The sequence below is a fragment of the Marinomonas ostreistagni genome (assembly GCF_016461785.1).
Lineage (GTDB): Bacteria > Pseudomonadota > Gammaproteobacteria > Pseudomonadales > Marinomonadaceae > Marinomonas > Marinomonas ostreistagni_A.
On record NZ_JAEMUH010000011.1, the window covers coordinates 115,361 to 136,767 of the forward strand.

Sequence of the window (21,407 nt, forward strand, 5' to 3'; positions counted from 1 at the left end):
GTTAGCCGATAATAAAATCGGCGTTGCTTTGTGTGATGAGCTCGGTTGAGAGCCCTGTTAGGATCGCAACGGGGGTTAGTTCGTCGGCACTAATCGTGCTGTCAGAGTCCTCGCTATTGTTGAAGAGATACACGCCCATGTCCGTCTCATTCACATTCACTAAGAACACTAAATTATCGGTATAAGTGTATGTTGCATTGTTACCATAGTCGTCTAACAATGCTGCCACATCGTCGACGCTATCGCTGGCGGCGGTCGCTCCTTGGATAACAAAGTAAGATTTACCGTATTCGTCGACATCGCTTGGAGCTGTGCTGACGGATTGCCAGTCGGTTTGGATATCCGTCACGATTTGAACACGGTCTTCTAAGATTTCACCTAGGTCTGAATAAATTTTCATACCTTGGTTTAGTTGAAACGAATTGTCACCGTATAGCTTCAGATATTCATTTAAGTCTAACTGATCAATGGCGAGATCGAATCCATCGATGGTGATGGCGCTGGAGATGTCACCCATAAGATACATAGTCACTGTATCTTGTGCCGCTCGGGTTTCGCTAAGGTCAATGGTCAGTGATGAGTTGTCAGCTTCAAGTATTGCGGAATAGACGAACAGGTTGTCTTTGCCTTCTCCTGCAACAATCGTTGCTGAGTCAGCGCTGTTCTCTGAGCGGTTAATTGAGATCGTATCGTTGTCGTCACCGGCATCAATCGAGTCATTGCTGGTGCCTGAGATGGTGTCGTCCCCTGCGCCGCCAAAAGCTGTATCATTACCCGTGTACAGTGTGATGACATCATTGCCGTCACCGCCCTCTGCGTAGTCATCTCCCGTACCGAGCAACATGACATCATGACCTGCGCCACCATAAGCGACGTCATTACCGGTGCTTGCATTGATGGTATCGCTGCCGGTGCCGCCGTAGATCAGGTCATTGCCTTCACCTGCTTGGATGAAGTCAGAGCCGGCACCGCCATCGATTGTATCATTCATAATCAGGTTATACACATCGGCATCAATGCCTTCTCGCTGGCTGCTGGTCAGTTCGTATTCCTCGCCGTAGAGATAATCCATGCCATCGCCACCGCTGATGCTGTCGCTGCCTAGGCCGCCATATACCGTATCGTTACCATTGCCGCCATTGAGAATCTCGTAGAATGCATCAACCGATGTGTTACCCGCATCATCTTGTTCAAGGTAAAAACCAGCCTCAAGGTAGTCTGAACCGCCACCACCGTTAATAGAGTCTTGTCCTTTCCCGCCATAGATCTTGTCAGCGCCTAAACCGCCAGACAGGATATCCGACTGACTGCCGCCGATAATGGTGTCATCACCAAGCCCAGCTTCGATGATGTTACTGCTGTCATCCGAGCCAGTGATGCTTTCACTCGCACTGGTGTCAGTGAGTGGCGTAGTAGTGCTTTCTATATCCGTTAGTGTCGCTTGGCTGGCTTGGGCGAGGGCTTCTGAAATCGATCCTTCGTCTGCGTCGACACCTTCCAGTACAGACTGAAGGGTGCTGATATCTGTATTCCCTAAGCCTAATTGTGTGGAGTATTGATAAGCGGCTTCTGCACGGTTAGCAAGGTAAGAGCGTGTGCTTTGAAACGCGTCCAGAATGTCGTCTTGCTCTAAATACTCAATCGCTGTTAAGGCTAGGGTGCCAACCTCCATGCCGTCCTCCAAATGGCTTAAAAAATACTGATACGCGATTGAATCGGCACTGTCAGTATCGTCGCTGTCTGGATTCAAGCCAAGGTTGAGGGTTAGATTGCGTGCTTGCTCTTCGTTTGTGTTACCTAAATAGGTAGACGCTAAATCGCTTTGCCCCCAGCTTGCTGCCAGCGTTGCGATATCACTGTTTGCTAAAGCTTGACTGCTTTGGCGGTAGTAGGTCTCACCTAAGGCGGCATTAAAAAGTAAGGTGGTGAGTTTGAACAGGTGGGTATCAGACTGAGTCATCGTTCTCTCCATAAATATTTCTTCCTAGGCTTTCTTAATCCAATGCAAAAAGCCGATTTTTGTCCATACACGGCCTATTAGGCCGTGGCAATGAGTCTATACCACAAGATTATGGAGAAGATAGAGAATGAGAGACGTTTACACTTTTCTGACTCAGTTTATTGTTTGTATTCTGCCTAGGGGAGGGTAGTTATCTATTTCTTTATGCTATCGCTAACATTTGGCTTAGCTTAGAATGTCTGCATAAAGGTATGTGTATCGCAAGATATATAAGGAACTCGTTTTGATCCCTACTATTTATTTTCATCAAGAAGCTTATTCGACGAGTGGGCCTAAACTGATGGGACGCAATGCCGCTGGTGAATCGTTTTTACGGGCGGTTTTTCAATATGCGAGCGCCGAAGAAATTTGGGCTTATGTTGATCAATCACACCAAGCAAAGTCATTTTTTGCGGAGGGGCAGCGGCTAGCACCACATAAACAATATCGAGCATTAACGACGGACCGTTTCGGGTTACTTGAGCGAGCAGGCATGCTGTATCTACCTGGGCCAAATTTAAGTGCTTCCGCTTGGCAGCGAAATGTATTGGGTGCCAATTTATGGAGTTTAGTGGGGATTACTCATACGGTATGCACTAAGGGGGCGATGGATGAAATTACTGAGCTAATTAGCTCACCTGTTCAACCTTGGGATGCTCTCATTTGTACCTCTCACTCCGTCAAGAAGAATGTCTTAAATATATTGCAGTCACAAATGCAATTTTTCTCGGAGCGTTTTGGTGCCAAGCAGTTTCCTCTACCACAACTGCCTGTGATTCCATTGGGTATTCACTGCCAAGATTTTAATTTTAGCGATCAAGTGGTTGTTAATTCGCGCTCGATACTAGGTCTTGATAAGAACGATGTTGCGGTTTTGTTTGTGGGGCGTTTGTCCTTCCATTCAAAGGCTCACCCATTAGCTATGTATCAAGCTTTGGAGTTGGCGCAACAGACCACAGCTAAGAATATAGTTTTGCTTGAACTAGGCAGTTATGCCAGTGAGCATATTAAGAAAGCATTTGAAGAAGCTTTTATGGCAGCCGCGCCGAGTGTTAGGCGTATTGTGCTAGATGGTGTGAAGAAAGAAAACTTCACTTTAGCCTGGTCATCTGCCGACCTGTTTTGTTCTCTTGCGGACAATATACAAGAGTCATTTGGTATTACGCCTATTGAGGCAATGGCAGCCGGTCTCCCTGCTATTGTGTCGGATTGGGATGGTTATAAGGAATCGGTGATTGATGGCGAAACAGGGTACTGTATTCCATCGATCCAGCCATGCCCTGGATTGGGTAAGGATCTTGCGATAAAGCATGCACTGGGAGTGGATTCGTATGATCGATATATCGGTTATACTTCTTCGCTTGTTGCAATTGATATTGATCAGACTGCGGCCGCTATTCGTTTATTAGCCGATCACCCAGAGCAGAGAAAGAAAATGGGGGAAGCCGGTCGTAAAAGAGCACTAGATGTGTACGATTGGTCTGTCATTATTCCCCAATACGAAGCACTTTGGGGAGAGCTGGAATGTATCCGTAAGAACTGTACTGCACAGAATCAAACCATTTGGCCAGCAAGATTAGATCCGTTTGAGGCATTTTCTCACTACCCGAGTCAGGTATTAGATGGGGCGACGATGCTTATTTTACGAGATCCCAAGGCGTTGCGCTTTCGTGACTTGTCTATGGTGAATTTTGCTGAATCGGTGACGCTTAGTACCAAGGAAGCAGATGCGATTGCTTATTGTTTACAGAGTGAGCCAAAATCGGCGCAAGAGGTAGTGGCCCATTTCGCTAAAAATGAGCAACCTCGGATTTTGCGGGGAATCGCAAATTTATTAAAGCTAGGAGTGCTGGCGGTTGCTTAACAAATAGTTGACCCACTTTGGCAAAGTAATGGTTTCTAAGTCGAATTCGGCAACAGCTTTGTTTCTTGCCGCTTGGCCTAGGTGTCGATATTGCTCTGGGGCGTCGAGAACACCACTGACCGTGTTGGCGATCTGTTCGATATCAAAAAAATTCACCATGAGGCCGTTTACGTTGTCCTCTATGACTTCTTGTAGTGGGGCGGTATCTGAGGTAATCAAAGTACAACCGACCGACATCGCTTCAACGAGTGACCAGCTGAGTACAAATGGGTAGGTGAGGTATATATGCGCAGAGGAGATCTGTAAAACACTTCGATACTGCCCATAGGGCAATTTGCCAGTGAAATGAACATTTTGCCAGTCCACTCTGTTTCCAAGTTCTCTAATATAATGCTCGCGGAAGTTCTCGCCATTTGCTAAACGCGAGCCATAGCTGACATCGTCACCACCTACCACAAAGATTGTAGCATCAGGGTGCCGAGCTTGAATACTTGGCAAGCTGCGCATAAAACTATGAAAGCCTCGGTAAGGCTCTAAATTACGCGCAACATAGGTTAAGATTTTGTCTTGTTTTGTGTAGGTGATTCCTTGCCAGCTGAAGTTTGCATGGTCATCGGGCTGCATACGCTGAGTATTGACGCCTTCGTGGAGCACCTCGATTTTGGAATGAAACTCTGACGGGTAAAGCGACTTCTGCCAATGTGTGGGTGAGATAGCGGAATCCGCCTGTGTCAGACTTAACAGCTGTGTGCTATTGCGGCAAAGAACTCGAAATGGACTCTCTGGATTTGCCGGGAACTCAGGATCAAAGTCGACATCTGAGTTTTCAGCTCGATAATAAAACTCACAATATTGAATGTGTTTTGCATTAGGGAAAATAGGTTTGAGAAACAGGGCTTCTCCCCAGCCCGAATGCGTCACAATTACATCGGGGCGAATCCCTTTTTTTTGTAAGCTCTGTGCTGCCCTGACGACCTGTTGGCCACGGCGAATGTGCTCTTCATGAGCTTTAAGATAGTGATGGGTGTTATCCCCCGCGCCCTTAGGGGTTGCATAACCTAATACGGTCACGCCTTTGGGTGAATAGCCTTTGGGAATATTTTTAACGTCTCCGAGGCCAAATACTTGATGCTCGGTATTGGCGCCTAACCATTCTGCAATATGGCGGAACTGCGCCGGGAAGTTTTGATGAATGAATAGAATAACCAATGAGTGCCTCACTTAAATCCGTTTGCATGGGATTTTAGCAGGCTGCTAGGCAAGGCGTAAGACAAATTTCAGAGGAGTAGTGGAAGCCGTCATGACGGCTTCCACGAGAGCACTTAACCAATAATAAAGTCAGTATTCCCCTGCGATAATGCAGCACTGGCTGCATTATCGGTTGTGTGATAGAAAGCAAGGTAGCTTTCATGAGCAAAAAAGCTCCGCTTACTGAGCAAACGGAGCTTTATTTGGAAGGAAGTACCAATGGGAAGTTTTGACGAAAGGTCTTACATCAAGACAAGCCCATTTTCGAGTGCTTCGGTTTGATAGCTTTCAACCCCTGCTGCGAGGATGAAGACATCTTCTCGATTTAGGTCTGTGTCAAGGCGATCCACCCAGTAGTCGATGTCGTTCTGTGTGAACGGTTCGTCGACCACTTGCGCTGCCAGCGTGGTGATAAAGCTCGCATCGTCAAGAGCTTGCCATTGTTCTTGGTAGGCCTCGGTTTGCATCAGAGCACTGGCCAGCCCAGTCAGGCTGAGTTGATCGCTTTGGTAAGCGTTTAACTGCTCAAGGCTTGGCGCATTGCCCGTCATCAATTGCCCCAAGGTTCCCAGTTGCATTAAGGTGCTGCTGGATAGGTTGGAAGCAAAGAAGTCGAGAGTCGCATCGCTAAATTTAACTTGCTCTATATCCACCAAAGTGTCGGTTTCAATGTAAGCATCGTCTTGATACAGCAGTGCCAATTCCCCTGCGCTGGTGAGTGTGAATTGGTAATCCTCAGTGCTACGAGATTGAATTGCCAGATCATCGCCATCGCCCCCGTCTAAACGGTCGCTACCATGACCACCGACCAATGTATCATTACCGGCTCCACCTGCCAGATCATCGTCACCAATGTCTTCTTGCAGACCTGAGTTACTGACATCGGTCGCTTGCGCTAATTGCATCACACCAGTACCACCGTAGAGTAGGTAGTTACTGTTATCGTCGGCAATCACATCTAGCAGTAAAGCCTCCCATGAGCCGCCATCATCAATGTAGCTAACGGCCTCGTTGATATCGTCTCGATTAATGTCTAAGAAGCGCCAGAAGGTTTTTAGTAAAGACCACACTTGGTCTTCTGTTGCATCCGTTGCACTGATATTGGCTTGCTCACGCCAGTCGATCACAGCTTGAGTGGCGTATTCCAGTAGTGTGGTGTCGGAGGTGGCCGCTTCGTTTAATGCGTCAACCGTGTACAACTCGCCGTCGAAGACTTTCTTCAAAATCGCTAAGGTTTTCAGACGCGTGCTGTCTACCCCAACCAAGGCAAAGTCATCACTGGCTTGCAACAGACTGTCAATTGACGCAGACATATCTTGTGCAAACGCTTGGCCTTCGTAGACATAAGACGCTTGGCTGTACCAGTCTCCTGTGAATTCAATGGTGTCCAACGCTGAGTCGGACAAGTCCAATTCCTCCGGCGTGTACAGTGTGGTGATTTCCCCCGCACTGTTGAGACTGAATACTAATTGACCATTGTCTTGCTGCGAGCCTTGCAGTAAATCGTCGCCGACACCGCCACTTAGGGTATCGTTGCCGACCCCGCCGATCACGGTATCATTACCGCTGTCGCCGTAAAGTAAGTCATCGCCACCTTTAGAACCGACCACATCATCACCGGCACCACCGTGGAGTTCATCGTCTTCAGCTCCCAGTACAATGTTTTGCGCATTGGCACCGGCGTAGACAATATTGGCCCCTTCACCGCCTCGAATCGTCACGTTGGTACCGACAATGACCGCAAACTCGATGTCATTAAGGTCCAACACCGTGCCGGCTGGCAGGTTACGCGTGTCAATGACCAGCGCTTCTTGGTAGGTGCTATCTGAAGAACCAGTGATCTTAATCGCTTCCGACGTTGAAGACGTACCATCGCTGGTTAGCTCAATCTGATTCACCCATAGGTTCTCAGTGCTTTCAAGCGCTTCGAGGAAGGTATTCCCCGAGTTTTCCATCTCGTTCAAATCTTCTTCGTCTTCAGCACTGTCATCAATCAGAGCAATCAGGTTCTCCAATTTGTTCTGCGTGCTGGCCGTGGTATTCGAACGAGTCGTCACCCCTACACCCGTAGGCAAACTCACCGTTGTCACCACTTGGTTGGTATTACCGTTGGCATAGTGCAGAGGAATATCCGCATCATCAGTGGTGTCATCGGAGTCTTCTCGGGTAGAGGTGACTGGTGTGACCGTCACGGTTTGAATGGTATTACCATCCTCATCTTGCTCTTCAGTCGTCGTCACATCCACACCGTCGACTTGTTCCGAAGTGGTTGTCGGTGTTGTTGGGGTTGTCGGTGTAGAAGGGCGTGCGCCGACATCCATCGTTACCGTGTATGCTAGAGCGGAGTCATCGGTGCCATCGCTGACGGTAAAGGTAAACGATGCATAGCCTGCTCCGGTACCGCCACTATCAGGCGTAAAAGTCAGGTCGCCAATGTTTAAGGCATCAATCTGATCATTGGCATTAACATCTTGACCTTGATATTGAAGCACGCCATCCGTTGGTAAGCTTACGATGGTGATATGATCTAAAGTATCGCCAGTATCCACATCGCTAAAACCAAAATCCGATTCTTGGAAAGTGTAAGTGCCATTGTAGGCTACTGATTCCGTAGTATCCGCGGCAGTCGGAGCATCATTCACAGGGGTGATATCGATATTGACGCTGCCCAAGGCGGTGTTAATGCCACCATCGTTTACGCTTAAGCTCACGTTGGCAGCGTCGTTGCCTGCTAGGTTTGCGCCAGGTGTATGGGTGATGTTGGCTCCATTGAGATAAGAATCTATATCAGCGATGGTTCCAGTCAAAGTGAGCGCCGCCGATGTACTGCCTCCGATCGTCACTCCGCCGCCACTGCTAGCGGATAACGTGCCAGCGCTCGCAGTCAACGTCAGAGTAACATTACCTGAGGTATCAACATCTGACAGCGTTACGGCAGATAAATCTAAGTTGGCCGCTGTGTCTTCGGTAAAACTGGCATCGCTTATGAGCCCACTCAATTGTGGTGCATCGTTAACCGCTGTCACGACAACACTGACGTCAGCACTATCGCTTCCCTGACCATCGGATATAGTAATGCTGACAGTACGGGTGGACTCTGCTGGGGTATCTCCAGTCACTTCAAAGGTTAACGCTCGTAGCAACGACTGAACCAAGGCAGGGGTCGAGAGCGCACCCAAATTAATGGCAAAGTCATTACCTGCTGCAATATTATTGACCAAGGTACCAATCACGGTCCCAGAGACAGATACATTGGAGCCTGCGGTCGTACCAGCTAGGCTAACCACACCATTAGTATCCACCGACAATACGTCGCTTGCGGCATCTGCGCTGGCGGTCACGCTCACGGTTACGGTGCCGCCATTAAGATCTACGGAGTCGGCATCCGTTAGCATGGCATTGGAGCCTGCATCCAGTAGTACAGCACCAGCGCCTTCGGTTGCGTTGACACTATCACTATTCAGGTTACTAATGACTGGTGGGTTAGGGGTGACGCTAATCGTAAAACTGCCACTGTCATCAGCATCACCACCATTAGCGGTACCGTCGGCATCGTTGAGTGTCAAGGTAAAATCGCGATTGCCCAATGCAGATGGTGCATCGTAGAGCAAGTTTTGCAAGAAGGTTTGCACAAGTGTACTGGAGGCATTCGCACCGAAATTGATGGTCAAAGTATTTCCACCTTGACCATCGTTGGTTATATCTACAGTACCGATATCTGTACCTGAAACGGAAATGGTTTCGTTCGCGCTGATCACAGCATCCCCGCCAGATGTGACGGTAGTGCCATCGACAGACCAATTGCCGTTGGTGGTGCCTGTTGTTTGTGTCAACGTGATAAATCCGCCGCTGTAGTCAGCACTATCCACGTTAGCGACGGAGGCGTTGGCAAAGCCGCTCAACGTCTGGGCACCATTGCCCGCCACCACTTGACTAGTTTCGGTATACACATTGCTCACTACCGGCGCATCGTTTACACCGGTCAACGACACTGTGGAGGTGAGGTTTGGCGTGGCTGCGTTGTTGCCGCCATTGGCTGTGTCGCCACTGTCGGTAACGCTGGTGATGGTGACGACACGATTGCCGGCGGTGGTGGGGTTATCTGAGCTGTTGCGGTAAGTCAGGCTATCGACCAGAGTTTGCAGCTGTGCTTCTGTTAATGTGGCCCCACTAAATGAGACCGTGGCAGTACTGCCTGCAACCGAGACGCTTACACTCAGACTATTGGCGGCTGTAGTGACCGAGTTGCCGTGTGTTAACGCTACGTCAGAACCATCGAACGAGAGAATTTCGGCAGAACCATCTGAAACATTGGTGACTGTGAGGGTCAACGCTGAGAATGTTTGTCCAGTTTCAATCGTATCTGTGCTGACGGTATTAAACAGATCCTGCGCACTGCCTCCTTCAATAAAGGTGGGGTTGCCACCCGTGGCGGTCATGCTGGGAGCATCGTTGACATCGGTGAGGTTCACCGTAATGGACCCAGTGTCATTCGCTCCTCCATCGCTGACAGTAAAGTCTAGCTGAACGTTAGCTGGTAGATCATCGCTGTTGTTACTGTAGCGAATAGCTTGCAATACTTCGTTTACCAGCGCTGTAGAGGGTGTGGTACCGTTATCGGCAAAACTTAGTTGTAACTGGCCATCGCCAGTATTAGCGATGGTAGCGATCACGTTACCGCCAGCGGTGACCGTGCCACCACCATTGGGGCCACCAGCTATGGTCAAGTTACCTCCAGTGAGTACGCTGAACAAATCCGCTGCATCGGCACCGCCATTGCGTACTATAGTTAAACTTGCACCGGAATAATCGCCATTACCACCGTTTAAAGCATCCAACTCTAGATCACTAATGCTGGCATCGGCATCTAGCTGCACTGCTGCTGCACCTTCTGAATAGCTTGGTGTGCCATCTAGTCCAGTAAATATTGGTGCATCGTTCACGGCATTAATGGTCACACTGGCGGTATCTGAAGCGCTAGAAAATGGCGTAGCGCCACCGGTCGCAGAGGCACTAGCAGTGCTGCCAGCACTCCCAGAAGACTTGTCCCACGCATGGAAGGTGATGTTGGCTGTACCGTTGTAATTAGCGTTAGGCACAAAACGTACAAGCTGAGTGCTGGCGCCACTCAAGCTGCCATCAAGAAGCCTTGCTGAGGCAGTTATGTCGACAGTGCTGCCAGTGGTAGCAGAAAAATTGCTCCAGCTGGAACCGTTATCGATACTATATTGCCAAATACCATTGGTGTTATCGACCTGTGTTACAGCAATGGCTTCTACTGCTCCACCATCAACGTCGCCAATCGAGCCATCGACCACCATGTCCGCCACGCTGGTGCCGGGGTTATTTGCGTTGTTAGTGCCGTCGTCATCGTTATCAGCACCAGAGCCATCGTCGTCACCAGCGTCTTCGTCGATAGCGGTTAATACCGGAGACTGACCTGCATCCAGAGTTGGCGCATCGTTTGCGGCAGTGATGTCAGCATTGACGCTACCGAGGGCAACGTTACCTGAACCGTCTCCATCATTGGCGGTGATGGAGAAGGTCGAGGCGTCGTTACCACTGTCGTTGCTGGCCCCCGTCCACTGGATGTTACTGGCGGTGCCCAGATAGGTGTTGATGTCCGCGGCTGTCCCTACCAAAGTAATGGTAGTAGAGTTGACCAGTGTTTCTGTGACACCTGCGCCAACGCCTGCACCATCGGCGGGGGCGGCAAACGAACCCTCGCTCGCGGTAAGCGTCACAGTGAGAGTCGCACTGTCCACATCGGCAGAAGAAACAGTCGATAGGTCAACATTTCCTTGGGTATCTTCAGTAAATGTAAGATCAGACGGTAACCCTGTCGCCGTAGGGTCATCGTTGACAGCGGTGATGTCGGCGTTGATAGTGCCAAGGGCGACATCCCCCGAGCCGTCGCCATCGTTCGCGGTAACGGTGAAGGTAGAGGTGTCGTTACCAGTATCGTTGGCAACTCCTGTCCACTGGATATTGCTGGCAGTGTCTAGATAGGTGTTGATATCCGAAGCTGTGCCGACGAGCGTAATCGTCGTAGCGTTGACCAAGGTTTCTACGACACCACTGCCAACACCGGCACCGTCAGCGGGGCTAGCGAAGGTACCTTCGCTGGCGGTGATGGTGACGGTGATGTTGCCGCTGTCAACATCCGCGAAGGTAGCCGCAGACAGATCGACATTACCCTGAGTATCCTCCGTAAATGTAATGTCGCTCGCCAGCCCTGTCACCGTCGGATCGTCGTTCACGGCAGTGATGTTAATGGTGACGGTATCGGCTGTTCCATTTGTCGTGCCATCGTTTGGTGTGACTGTCAGTGTGGCAGCGGTTGTGTCATTGGTATCTGATGTAAATAGGATATTGCTGGTATTATCGAGGAAGGTATTTAAATCTGCTTCCGCGCCAGACAATGTCATGCTGCTGGTGCCTGAGCCAGCTACTGTGACACCACTGGCGGTGCCATTGCCACCCAACGCTGCAAGGGTACCGCGATCTACGCTTAGGGTCAGAGTAATAGGATCATCAGATTCAGCATCAGAGATGTTATAAGCAGATAAATTGATCGCTGTGGCAACGTCTTCCGTGGCCGTCACGTCAGCAGGCGTACCGCCTAGACTAGGGGAGGTGTTAGATATAACTGCGGCAGAGAAGTCCAGTACATCAATTCCTAACGCAACGTTTGTTCCAGTGAAGCGAATTTCGTCAATGTTTTCCCAGTCAGAGTCAAAGGTGAGTGAACCACCATTCCCTCCTAGTCCATTGTTTGTATAGCTAACACTCCCTGTTACATCATTTGAAGTGAAATCAATCGTATCACTAGCAACTTCTACTCCATCTCGATAACCTTTAACTGTATAGCTTGTCCCTGCTCCTTGTCCTATACCTGCATCAGCTTCCATTGATACGATCTTAAATTCACTGCCGTCACTGGAGGCGATTCGAAAGTCCGCTGCTCCTATATCTATATTTCCGCCATCATTATTGAAGATTAAAATTTTATCTGATGGTGATCCTGAAATAGCATAGTTAGCGGAGAGAGGTTGAATAGAAGTATAGCTATTTGTTGCGGGTGATGTTGTGGTGTAGGTAATACCATTTAAGGTATATGAGTTACCGACGACACTTGTAGCTTCTGAATCAAAATCTTGATCGGACGGAGTCGCTAATGTGTGAAACCAATCTTGCTGCGCTTGTGGGGCGACAAAAACAGATGTTGATATATAGCCTGAAGTTTGCTCTAGCGACCATTGCTCCCCATCGTGTGCGTACCCAACTGGTGTTGATGATGCGGCGACATTACAGGAGGTAAAGTAGTTTAGCTTCTGTAAGAATTGCTGTCCCTCTGCTCCTTTACCTGTTTCACAACCGTACAGTAGGATATCCGCTTCTGCGGACATAGCTTTTGACCAGCTAGCTAATTGCGCTTGATATTGTTCCAGTGTCAGGGCATTTAATATGCTATTACTAAAGATCAGCTGCCCCGGTGCACCGTGGGTAACGATATGTAGGGCATCTAGGTTTTTATATTGTTGCAGTATGGTGGTGATCTGTGAGATGGCATCGCTATCAGCTTCTAAAAAAACAGCTTTGATATGCTTTGGGATATCTTTAATCAGTAAGTCCCGATCAGAAACCGTTGGATCAATAAATATAAGCTGAGTGTAAGCTGCGCTCATAACGATGTCCTTTTTTAACAAATTTGCCTGATGAAGTAATAATTTAGTTAGGCGAAAACTGCCCTTAAACATTTGTTTATCGACGCTTAATAACGAATCTTTAATCTACCCAAACACCTTATAATAGAATCTACAAGGCGATTGGGTATATTTTTGAACTTAATTTCGAGATGGGAAAAGCCCTTCAATACAGATAATAAATGGAATCACTGTGCTAGGTTGATACAAGCTGAATGCTTGCGAGGCTCCTGTATAACCTACTGAGACTGTACCACCAGTAATGCCTCCTCCACCAAACACATTTATATCAATGGCATCCGCAGCCATTACTACGCTAGCTGAATTGGAGTAGCCATTTAGCTCGGCAAGCCCATTTTTTGTTACCCCCCAATATTTATCGGTAGGCTCAGATGAATCAGACCCTGTTCCAGCGTTAACCGTAGCTGTTGCTGTTATCTGGCCTGTACCTCCCCCTTGATATTCCGGTTCAAAGACCGCAGCGTGAGTATGGCTTGGGAGTTGCGCTTCCGTTAATTCGTGTGTTGGTAGACCGAATCTTTGGCCAATGATTGCTGGTGCTAGCCCAGGGCCGTTGCCATATCCTACTGGGGTGCGGCCACGCATGTCAGGTAGTGAAAAGGTCGTACGGCCATCTCCTCCCCATAAAGTCCCGAGAATTGCGTATAAGGCAGTATTTTGTGAAATAGAGAATTGTTGTCCATGGCAAAAGGACCAATTCGCTGGGGCGAATGATCCGGCAAATTGTAGAGTAGTTCCGTAGTAGTAGTTTTCCATAATGCTTCTCCTGCTATATTATGGGGGGCGATATACGATATTTATGGTTTAGTTCCTGGATGGAAATAATCCATCGACACAAACAATAAATGGAATCACGGTACTGGGCTGGTACAATTCAAATGCTTGTGAAGCGCCAGTATTGCCAACAGTTACAGTGCCCCCTGTGATACCACCGCCTCCACTAATGGAGATGTTTATGGCGTCAGTAGCCATTGTCACCCCAGCAGAGCTGCTATACCCATTCAATGCTGCCAGCCCATTTTTAGTAACACCCCAATATTTTCCTGTAGGGTCTGAGGCGTCGGAGCCAATACCTGCGTTGACGGTAGCCATGGCGCTAATGCTGGAACTCGATCCACCTCCCATAGGTGTGAAAATGGCGGTATGAGTATGTGATGGCATCTCGTTGAGTATTAATGTGTGTATATCGCTACCGAAACGTTGGCCAATCATATTGGGGGGGAGTCCAGGCCCTGTGCCGTATCCTACAGGCGTTCGCCCTTGTAATTCGGGTAGTGCAAAGTCTGTTCGGCCATTACCTCCCCATAAAGTGCCGAGAATTGCAAATAATGCTTGGTTCTGTGCAATGGCAAGCAGATTTCCATTGCAAAATGCCCAACGGTGAGGGGGGAAGTTACCTGCAAATTGCAGCGTGGTTCCATAGTAGTAACCGTCCATCTTATGTCTCCTTATTAAGCTGTTTTATTTACTTGCTATCTAACACGTGTTATCTCGTTTAGTTCACTCCCAATTAGTTTGTTATGTAAACTTAATTCCGGATGATAGGTAACAGGCTTTAGCAAAACGATAGCCATCTAAAACGCCATCGTTGTTCGCGATAATATCGAGTCGGATACTTTCCTCTTTTAGAGCAACGATCAGCCCCTGCTCAGGGGAAAGGTGGATGATGGTACCAGGAGGTGCGCCATAGGTAGGTAACGATGAAGGCGTTGCTTGCAATAGCTGGGCCTGACTCTGTCCCATACTTAACCTCGCACCACCATGCTGAGGGTTGCCAGCTCTCACTTGGTCACATAGTTGTTTCGCAGTCGTGTTATGCCAATCAATGACTAGGTCTTGCTCTGTTAATCTTGCCGCTGTTAGCAAACATTTGCCTTGTTGGGGGCTTTCTTGCAATTGCCCAAATTGCTTAATTTGTTCGAAGACAGTTTCTAGCAGAGCAGGTATGCTTTGAATCAAGTTACTAAATAAACGGTTGGCGGTATCGTATGAGCCAATGCTGATGGTTTCCTGAGCAATGATTGCTCCCTGATCAAACTGTTCCGTGAGCCTATGAGCTGTCAGCGCAGATTGAGTCTCGCCATTACGTATTTGCCAATACACAGGGTCCGCCCCGCGATAGTTTGGTAGCGCAGATCCATGCAAATTAATGAGACCATGAACCGGTGCGTGAGCAATCTGCATAGGGATTTTCTCACGACAACAAAAAACGATACCTAGTTGGCTGTTCCAGGTGGCCAGTGCAGTGATAGGAGTATCGATATCATTTGTTGGACAATGCTGTGTGGCAATATTGGCTTGGTTTAATTGTTGCGCCAGGATGGCTTTCTCTTGGTCTAATTGCCCAAAAATCAGTACGCCAGCGAGTTTGTTTATTTGAGCTAAATAGCTAATGAGTCCGAGCGATGATGCGCCAGTCGTGAGAACTGTGACTTTTAAATCTTCTAACTTATACATCGCTAAATCCCTTAAGCTATTGTAGGTAAAAATCCTGGCGCCCCTGATAATTTATAGTAAAACTTGAGTCGATCACCACTTTTGACGAGTAGATCGTCAGGCTCAGCGACTTTGGGAACAAAGTCGATACAAACGGACATGTCACATAGGGGATGAGTAATCCCTGAATCGTATTCACTGATCTTTTCTTGGCCAAATGTGGTTACAGTGACACAGAGCAGCAGGTTCGTCTTATCAATATTCTCTATGCTTTTAGGGACTTGGACTTGATTGCATTCAATTAGCTCCATTCCATCCCCAAGAGGTATTACGGTAAGTTTACGCAACGATTCAAGCGTCAAAGAAAACACTTCACCCAGGCAGACTCGCTCACTTTGGATAGTTTCATCAACTAGACTTGAATGAGTCCGTTTATTGTCCTTCCATTGGTCGACAAACTCTCTTTGTCCAACATTCAGAGAGGCCGTAACCACAATCTTTTCAGGTAACATGATGGCATCAGCGGTAAGATATGGCGCTAGGTGTCGAGCAAAAGCAAGGTGTCCTTCCCTCGTAAAGCCATGTTGTAACGCCTCCATAACAAGTACATCTATTGGATGGTTTGGGTGGTAATTCATCACATCGCAGCAGAGTACTTCGTGGATATAGTCAGAAATATCCAGATCAGAGATCAATTTATTGAGCGCTTTTATCGCTCCGGGTTGGATATCAATTAAGGTGACTTTTAGCTGATGACGAGCGGTATCACTCGCGGCATAGTGGCGTATCAATGGCAATAACAGTGGAGCAAAGGGACCGCAGGCAGGGTAAACAATGTGTATTTTCTGGCTGCCTTGCTTGCTTTCTAATGCTTGGTGAATGCCACGGATAAAAGCTTGAACACGATAAATATCTTGAAAAGTGTGCAAAGCATGCTCCACAGACATCACTAACCCCGTTGCATTAAGGTATGAAGTGGTTTGTTCAGATTCGGTTAATTCTGCTGTTTGGTAACTGGTGAGTAAATTCTCATAAGCCGTGGCAAATAATTCAACCAATTGATCGTGGGGCAACTGGGTGTCTAATATTTTTGTGACAAGGTTTTCTAAAGATAACTGGAGTGCTTGCTGAGCTTCATTTTTAGGTAATTGATTCAGCAAGCTATTTAATTGTTTACGCAAATGCTGATTACAGATTTCCTGTAGCTTTGGATCAGCGAAAGACACTGGAGAGGAGGGGGCATTTTTAGGTTTCATTCTTATTCCATTAAAGTGATTTTTATTGAGCTTAGGTATCTCACTACTTCCTTATAGAGAAGAGGTGCTAGCTCCTCCGTATCAGCCTTACCACATTGTTAGTCTAAATTGATGGTTATTTCAATAGAGATATATCAATATGAATAAATTTTTTTACTTATTAATATGTTTGCACTATCTAGGTGGTTTTAGGTAGGTGGTTTTAGGATTCGCGTTAATATTATTAGGGCGCAAAGTTACTGTTCCTTAGATGTTTGCCATATAGCTCGATAGTGGTTTGCCAACTCTAACGCTGTCTCACTTCCCAAATATTCTAATTGTTCAATAACCTGTTGTACGTTTTCATCGGTAATGCTGGCACAGCCATATTTGTATTCAACAATCATCGTTTGATAGCCTGAGCCTGAAAATAGCGCGCTTAGCCAGTCGTTAACGATGCAGTCAATGACCAGGTGGACTCGGTTTGTATCGCTACCATTTACGACCTGATGAGGGTAGTTAGCGTTCATATACCAACATTCCCCTTCGGCAAAATGAACTGGCTGATCATTGATTTTGAACTCGACATCAGCGTGAGTTTGTATGGGGATGTGTAAACGCGCGCAGCCGTCCTCAAATCTAAGGTCTTGATCTGTATGACGGCGTATTTCTTGTCCAGCTTGGAGGGACATTAACCTGGCAGAGACGATAGTGCATTGAAAGCTGGACAGTACCTCTTGCAAGTATTCACTTTGTTTCAGGTAGAGTGTGCTTTGATAACGACCTGGATTGGTTTCTACTACCGTTGCGTTGTCTACTTGACCGTCAACAGCTCTGAGCGGCAATGATGACCAGCCACCATCGTGTGCATGTCGATTGATATGCTCTATCCAAGATTGCTTTTGTAGACATCTTAAATCTTGCTTTAAACGCTGGATGTCAAATGTCAAAGGAAGCTTATGGAAAGCATCAGTCATAGTGCATATCCCCATATCTAAGAATGAATCATTTATAATTTCTATGTCAGTTAGGGTTTGTTAGTGGCTTGAACTAATGTCTGTTTATTCGGACTAACAACTAGGCTTGAACCTATAAACTTTATCCCAGTGTCAACTTCTTGACCGAAACCTAATCGGTTTGCAACCACTGTGTAACGCCTTTCTTTAAGGTTTGCTGAATAATCGTTTCGATGCATTGTTATGTCTACCAAATTGCCTAAAGGTAAGATTGAATCTCGGTTGGGTGCACTCAGGCATCGCTGGCACAGCGTGTTCATACTCGTCTTGGCATCCTTCCCCCATTACAAAAAGACTGCCGTCGTTTAACTGAAAACGATGTAGCTCCGTGTGATCGCTTTTTCTTCTAAGCTGAAACTCTCTTGTCGTCCCAAGGCTTATTGAAGGAATGATATTAGTAGAGCCAAAGGCTGGCGGATCATAGTGGAACCCCATGTGTTCTTGGCCATTTGGATAGAACAAACAGACGCAAACGTCGAATTGCAGTCCTATATGCTGGTTGACTCTGTCTCTTATTTTCTCTAGTAGTGGTGGCAAAGGGGCTCGTCGACCGTGTTCTTTGGGGAAAATATTGAAGTCCGTAAGTCGCGTGTCTACAAACATCATTTTCCAGGGTTGGATAAGATAGGTCTGCCCCGTCGCAAAGTGGACTTCTTCAAAGTCGGTAAGGTCATAGTTATCATATATCCATTGCTGAAATGCCAAGCTTTCATGAGCTGAAACAAATCGTTCGAGATGCTGTATTTCACAGGCTAGTCGCTCTCGCATTGGTTCACTTCCTTTAAAACTCTGCTCTGCTAGATGGTGTCATGTTCAAGTATTGCACAATCCTAGGGTGCTGAGCGCGATTTGGACTGCTGCCATGGGGCAGGGCATGATGCCAGATAATCAGATCTCCCGCTTGGGCGGCAATCGGTGTGACATTAAAGTTGTCCCAGTCTTGCTGCTGCGGGTCTTTTCCCTCGGGTAGCTGCTGTGCCCAAGCGTCAAATTCCCTATGAAATCCGGGCACACAACAAAAAGCGCCTTGATTCTCCGCTGTGTCCGTCAAGTAAATCAGCCCCTGCGTAGCAAAGGGTAGTGGCGCTTCAAAGGCTTTTATATCCCAATGCATAACAGGGCCGGGGAAACGCCAAGCGTTTGTCTCTGGTGGATTAAAACTGACCCGGTCATAGGATGGAGTCAGGTCGTTGGTTTGCCAAAGCTGAGCAAAGATGTCTTTAATACTTTGTTTCTGGCGTATATGTTCTTGAGCAGGACTATCAAACAACTGAACCATTATTTGGTGCTGTGATGCCGTGTGTTGATACCAAGACTCCGGCTCAGTTAGTGAGATTTGCATATGTTGACAAATGTCTGCCAACAATGCTTGGCATTCTTGATCGGTTATGGCCTTGGGTATGACCAGATAACCATTTTGTTGCCAAAAGTTTAGCTGTTCCTTGGTCAGAGGTGATGGGATCGTCTCAATTTTGTCTGTGTCTTTAGCGAAGTAGCTGGCGACGCAGTCTTGAAGTTGCTGGCTTTGTTGGCCGGTGACTTGGCCTTGGTTATGCTCAAGTATGCAGTGTGCCCATTGGTCAGGGTTGTCGCTTTGATATAGGGATTGAATCGCTCGTTCTAGGCCTAGTTTTAGAATATCAAAGACTTTTATATCCAATGCCCATTCTTGTTGTTGAATATGGGGCGGCAGTTTGTTGTGTCGTTGTTGGTGATGTTTATGCCAAATTCGATTTAGATAGGGCAGATTAAGTAGGTCTTGATTGTTGGCAGAAGGCAGACACTGCTCTGTAAACGAAGCCAGCCGTTCAAACTCAAATTTGAACTTTGGATGAACACCAAATTCATAAAAACAGTTCAGCGTAGAGTTTGGTTTAGGATTGGCTTCTCTAATCCTATACGGCAGATTTAAAGAACACTGGTTTTCGCTCAGTTTATGTTGTCTATATACGGTAATATCGGTCGTAAATTTCAAATTTGATGAAGCATCGATTGGGTAGCTTGGGATGGTGAGTGCTTGCTGAATGGACGGTTCTGTTTGTCGGCTCAATTGGAGCGCAGATTCATGGTTTAAGGTAAACACATTACCAAAATATGTTGCTCTATTTTGCTGTGTTAACCAAGCGTCTATGCGAATGGATTCAGGTACTAAACAGCCATCTTTTGCAAGCCAAGGGCTTAGATGGGCAAAAATCGACACTTGAGGTTCATGATCCAGCATCGCTTTCATGGTTTCAGAAATAATAATGTCGAACGTCTGATCTGGCTGTGGTTGCCACTGCAAGATATCAACACAGTCTATGCGTTCAATATGATCGTTTACGTTTAGTAAATGCTGTACTTTTTGTAATGCATCTAACGACTCTTGATGGATATCTAGTAAGGTGACGCTTATTTTTTCCGGTGAAAACAAAGGTAATAAAGGCAGTAACAGAAGTCCAAATGGCCCTGTTCCAGCATATAAAACTCGGATATGTTCTTTATGTTCAAGTTGCTCTTGTAAAGCTTGATGCACACCTCTTAGAAATACCTGAGTACGCATAAACTCTTCCGCGCATTGGGCGGCCGTAATCATGGATACGGCTTTGCCCCGAGCCGTTGCGGAGAATTTGTTATCGATAAAAATTTCAGGATGGATGTCTAATTCGGTTGTGTCGCAGAGAATTTTAACCAGCTGATCAATGATCGGTTTATTGCCATTTAACTCACTATTAGATGAGTTTAGTATGTACTGAACAATTTGTTTTAGTCGTGCTTGCATGCGAGTCCATTCCTTATCCATCCTGATCCAGTTTGTTCATAATAGATAGAGGACATTATGCGCTGCAATAGAATTTGAGCTTTAATGGATAAATGATTCGTTGGGTATGGGATGAACGATGTTGGAAGCGCCAAATAAGAGAGTGCTGGTGGATTTGTTTCACTTAATGTTAGCGGAAAAGGATGATGAACGAGCAGATCAAATATGCCTTGAGTTAGTTCAATACTGGAGAGATCTAGCTGGTTTCGAGACAAGTCATGAAGCGTTTCAATATGCTCAATCGGGATTAATATTATCGCCTAACATGGCTGGAAATTGTGCATTTGGTTTAACTCGCACTCGACGCTATCTCACAGCAGTTTATCAAAGAGTGTCTGCGTTGTTACGGGATCAGCCCGACAACCTGCCTGTGCGAGTGCTTTATCCCGGTTGTGGTCCTTACGGCATATTGGTTTCACCTTTGCTGGTCTTATTTTCGGCTAAGCAACTGATTGTAGATGTGATTGATTTTCATGCAGCTTCAATTCGTTGTTTAAAACAGATAGTGCATGTTTTTGATCTGGAGGACCGCATTCAATCTAGTGTGGGGGATGCTTTAGAATATCAAATTCCAGAGGCTCAAATGCCTGACTTAATTGTCTCTGAATTACTGTTGGCGGGATTAGAAAAGGAAGGGCATGTAGCCATCAATGAGCATCTGTTAAAGCAAGCGCCAGATGCTATTTTAATTCCAGAGAAAATAGATATTTCATTGTGTTTTGTTGACCCTGAAACGGAGTTTGATCAGCAAGAAATGATAAAAGATAGGCTTTGCTTAGGTCTTGTGTTCAGCATGAACCGAAATTCGCTACTGGCGGCAGACTCAAACAGTGATCTTATGACGGCTGAAACATTAATTGTTCCAGAATATATGAATCCCAAATGGGTACCATGTTTATTCACACACATACAATTATGTGATGAACTTGTTATAAAAGAGTACGAGAACGGCCTTACCACGCCCGTTGTTTATTCACTGCCAAAGGATTTTCATAAGGCTAATAAGTTAGTGTTCTCTTACAACAAGGGTCATATGCCGGGCCTATTGTGTTCGGCAGTTTTTTCTAAAGTTTGATGTAGAG

At 46.8% G+C, this 21,407-nt stretch carries 12 protein-coding genes; 2 read left to right on the top strand and 10 right to left on the bottom strand.

The genetic code is table 11. The features are described 5' to 3' along the window. Position 1 precedes the first annotated feature (1 nt). Entirely contained in the window at positions 2–1,960 is a 1,959-nt protein-coding gene (locus JHD44_RS12495) for a calcium-binding protein (protein WP_199463112.1), read from the bottom strand. A 283-nt stretch (positions 1,961–2,243) separates the two neighbouring features. Here JHD44_RS12495 and JHD44_RS12500 point away from each other — a divergent pair, with 283 nt between their 5' ends. After that, positions 2,244–3,863, top strand: a complete 1,620-nt coding sequence (locus JHD44_RS12500; protein WP_199463113.1) for a glycosyltransferase family 4 protein — start codon at positions 2,244–2,246, stop codon at positions 3,861–3,863. Here JHD44_RS12500 and JHD44_RS12505 read toward each other — a convergent pair. The 9 genes from JHD44_RS12505 to JHD44_RS12545 all read right to left on the bottom strand — a co-directional run bounded on the left by JHD44_RS12505 (position 3,840) and on the right by JHD44_RS12545 (position 20,286). Further along, the gene (locus JHD44_RS12505; RefSeq protein ID WP_199463114.1) at positions 3,840–5,072 is read right to left on the bottom strand and encodes a glycosyltransferase family 4 protein; all 1,233 of its coding nucleotides are present in this window, start codon (positions 5,070–5,072) and stop codon (positions 3,840–3,842) included. The genes JHD44_RS12500 and JHD44_RS12505 overlap by 24 nt on opposite strands. A gap of 281 nt (positions 5,073–5,353) precedes the next feature. Beyond that, positions 5,354–12,799: a DUF4347 domain-containing protein gene (locus tag JHD44_RS12510; RefSeq protein WP_199463115.1), complete on the bottom strand. Its 7,446-nt coding sequence runs from the start codon at positions 12,797–12,799 to the stop codon at positions 5,354–5,356. Positions 12,800–12,958: 159 nt separating this feature from the next. Continuing rightward, positions 12,959–13,594: a phage tail protein gene (locus JHD44_RS12515; protein ID WP_199463116.1), complete on the bottom strand. Its 636-nt coding sequence runs from the start codon at positions 13,592–13,594 to the stop codon at positions 12,959–12,961. Positions 13,595–13,642: 48 nt separating this feature from the next. Further along, positions 13,643–14,275, bottom strand: a complete 633-nt coding sequence (locus JHD44_RS12520; protein WP_199463117.1) for a phage tail protein — start codon at positions 14,273–14,275, stop codon at positions 13,643–13,645. 81 nt (positions 14,276–14,356) lie between these two features. Beyond that, positions 14,357–15,295: a methionyl-tRNA formyltransferase gene (locus tag JHD44_RS12525; protein ID WP_199463118.1), complete on the bottom strand. Its 939-nt coding sequence runs from the start codon at positions 15,293–15,295 to the stop codon at positions 14,357–14,359. 11 nt (positions 15,296–15,306) lie between these two features. Beyond that, positions 15,307–16,530: a class I SAM-dependent methyltransferase gene (locus JHD44_RS12530; RefSeq protein ID WP_199463119.1), complete on the bottom strand. Its 1,224-nt coding sequence runs from the start codon at positions 16,528–16,530 to the stop codon at positions 15,307–15,309. 236 nt (positions 16,531–16,766) lie between these two features. Beyond that, positions 16,767–17,486, bottom strand: a complete 720-nt coding sequence (locus JHD44_RS12535) for an aspartyl/asparaginyl beta-hydroxylase domain-containing protein (RefSeq protein WP_199463120.1) — start codon at positions 17,484–17,486, stop codon at positions 16,767–16,769. Positions 17,487–17,672: 186 nt separating this feature from the next. Further along, positions 17,673–18,293: an alpha-ketoglutarate-dependent dioxygenase AlkB gene (locus tag JHD44_RS12540; RefSeq protein ID WP_199463121.1), complete on the bottom strand. Its 621-nt coding sequence runs from the start codon at positions 18,291–18,293 to the stop codon at positions 17,673–17,675. Positions 18,294–18,306: 13 nt separating this feature from the next. Continuing rightward, a complete protein-coding gene (locus tag JHD44_RS12545) occupies positions 18,307–20,286 on the bottom strand; it encodes a phytanoyl-CoA dioxygenase family protein (protein ID WP_199463122.1) in 1,980 nt (659 codons plus the stop codon). A 118-nt stretch (positions 20,287–20,404) separates the two neighbouring features. Between JHD44_RS12545 and JHD44_RS12550 the strand changes: the two genes are divergently transcribed. Next, entirely contained in the window at positions 20,405–21,400 is a 996-nt protein-coding gene (locus tag JHD44_RS12550; RefSeq protein WP_199463123.1) for a class I SAM-dependent methyltransferase, read from the top strand. Positions 21,401–21,407: the final 7 nt, after the last annotated feature.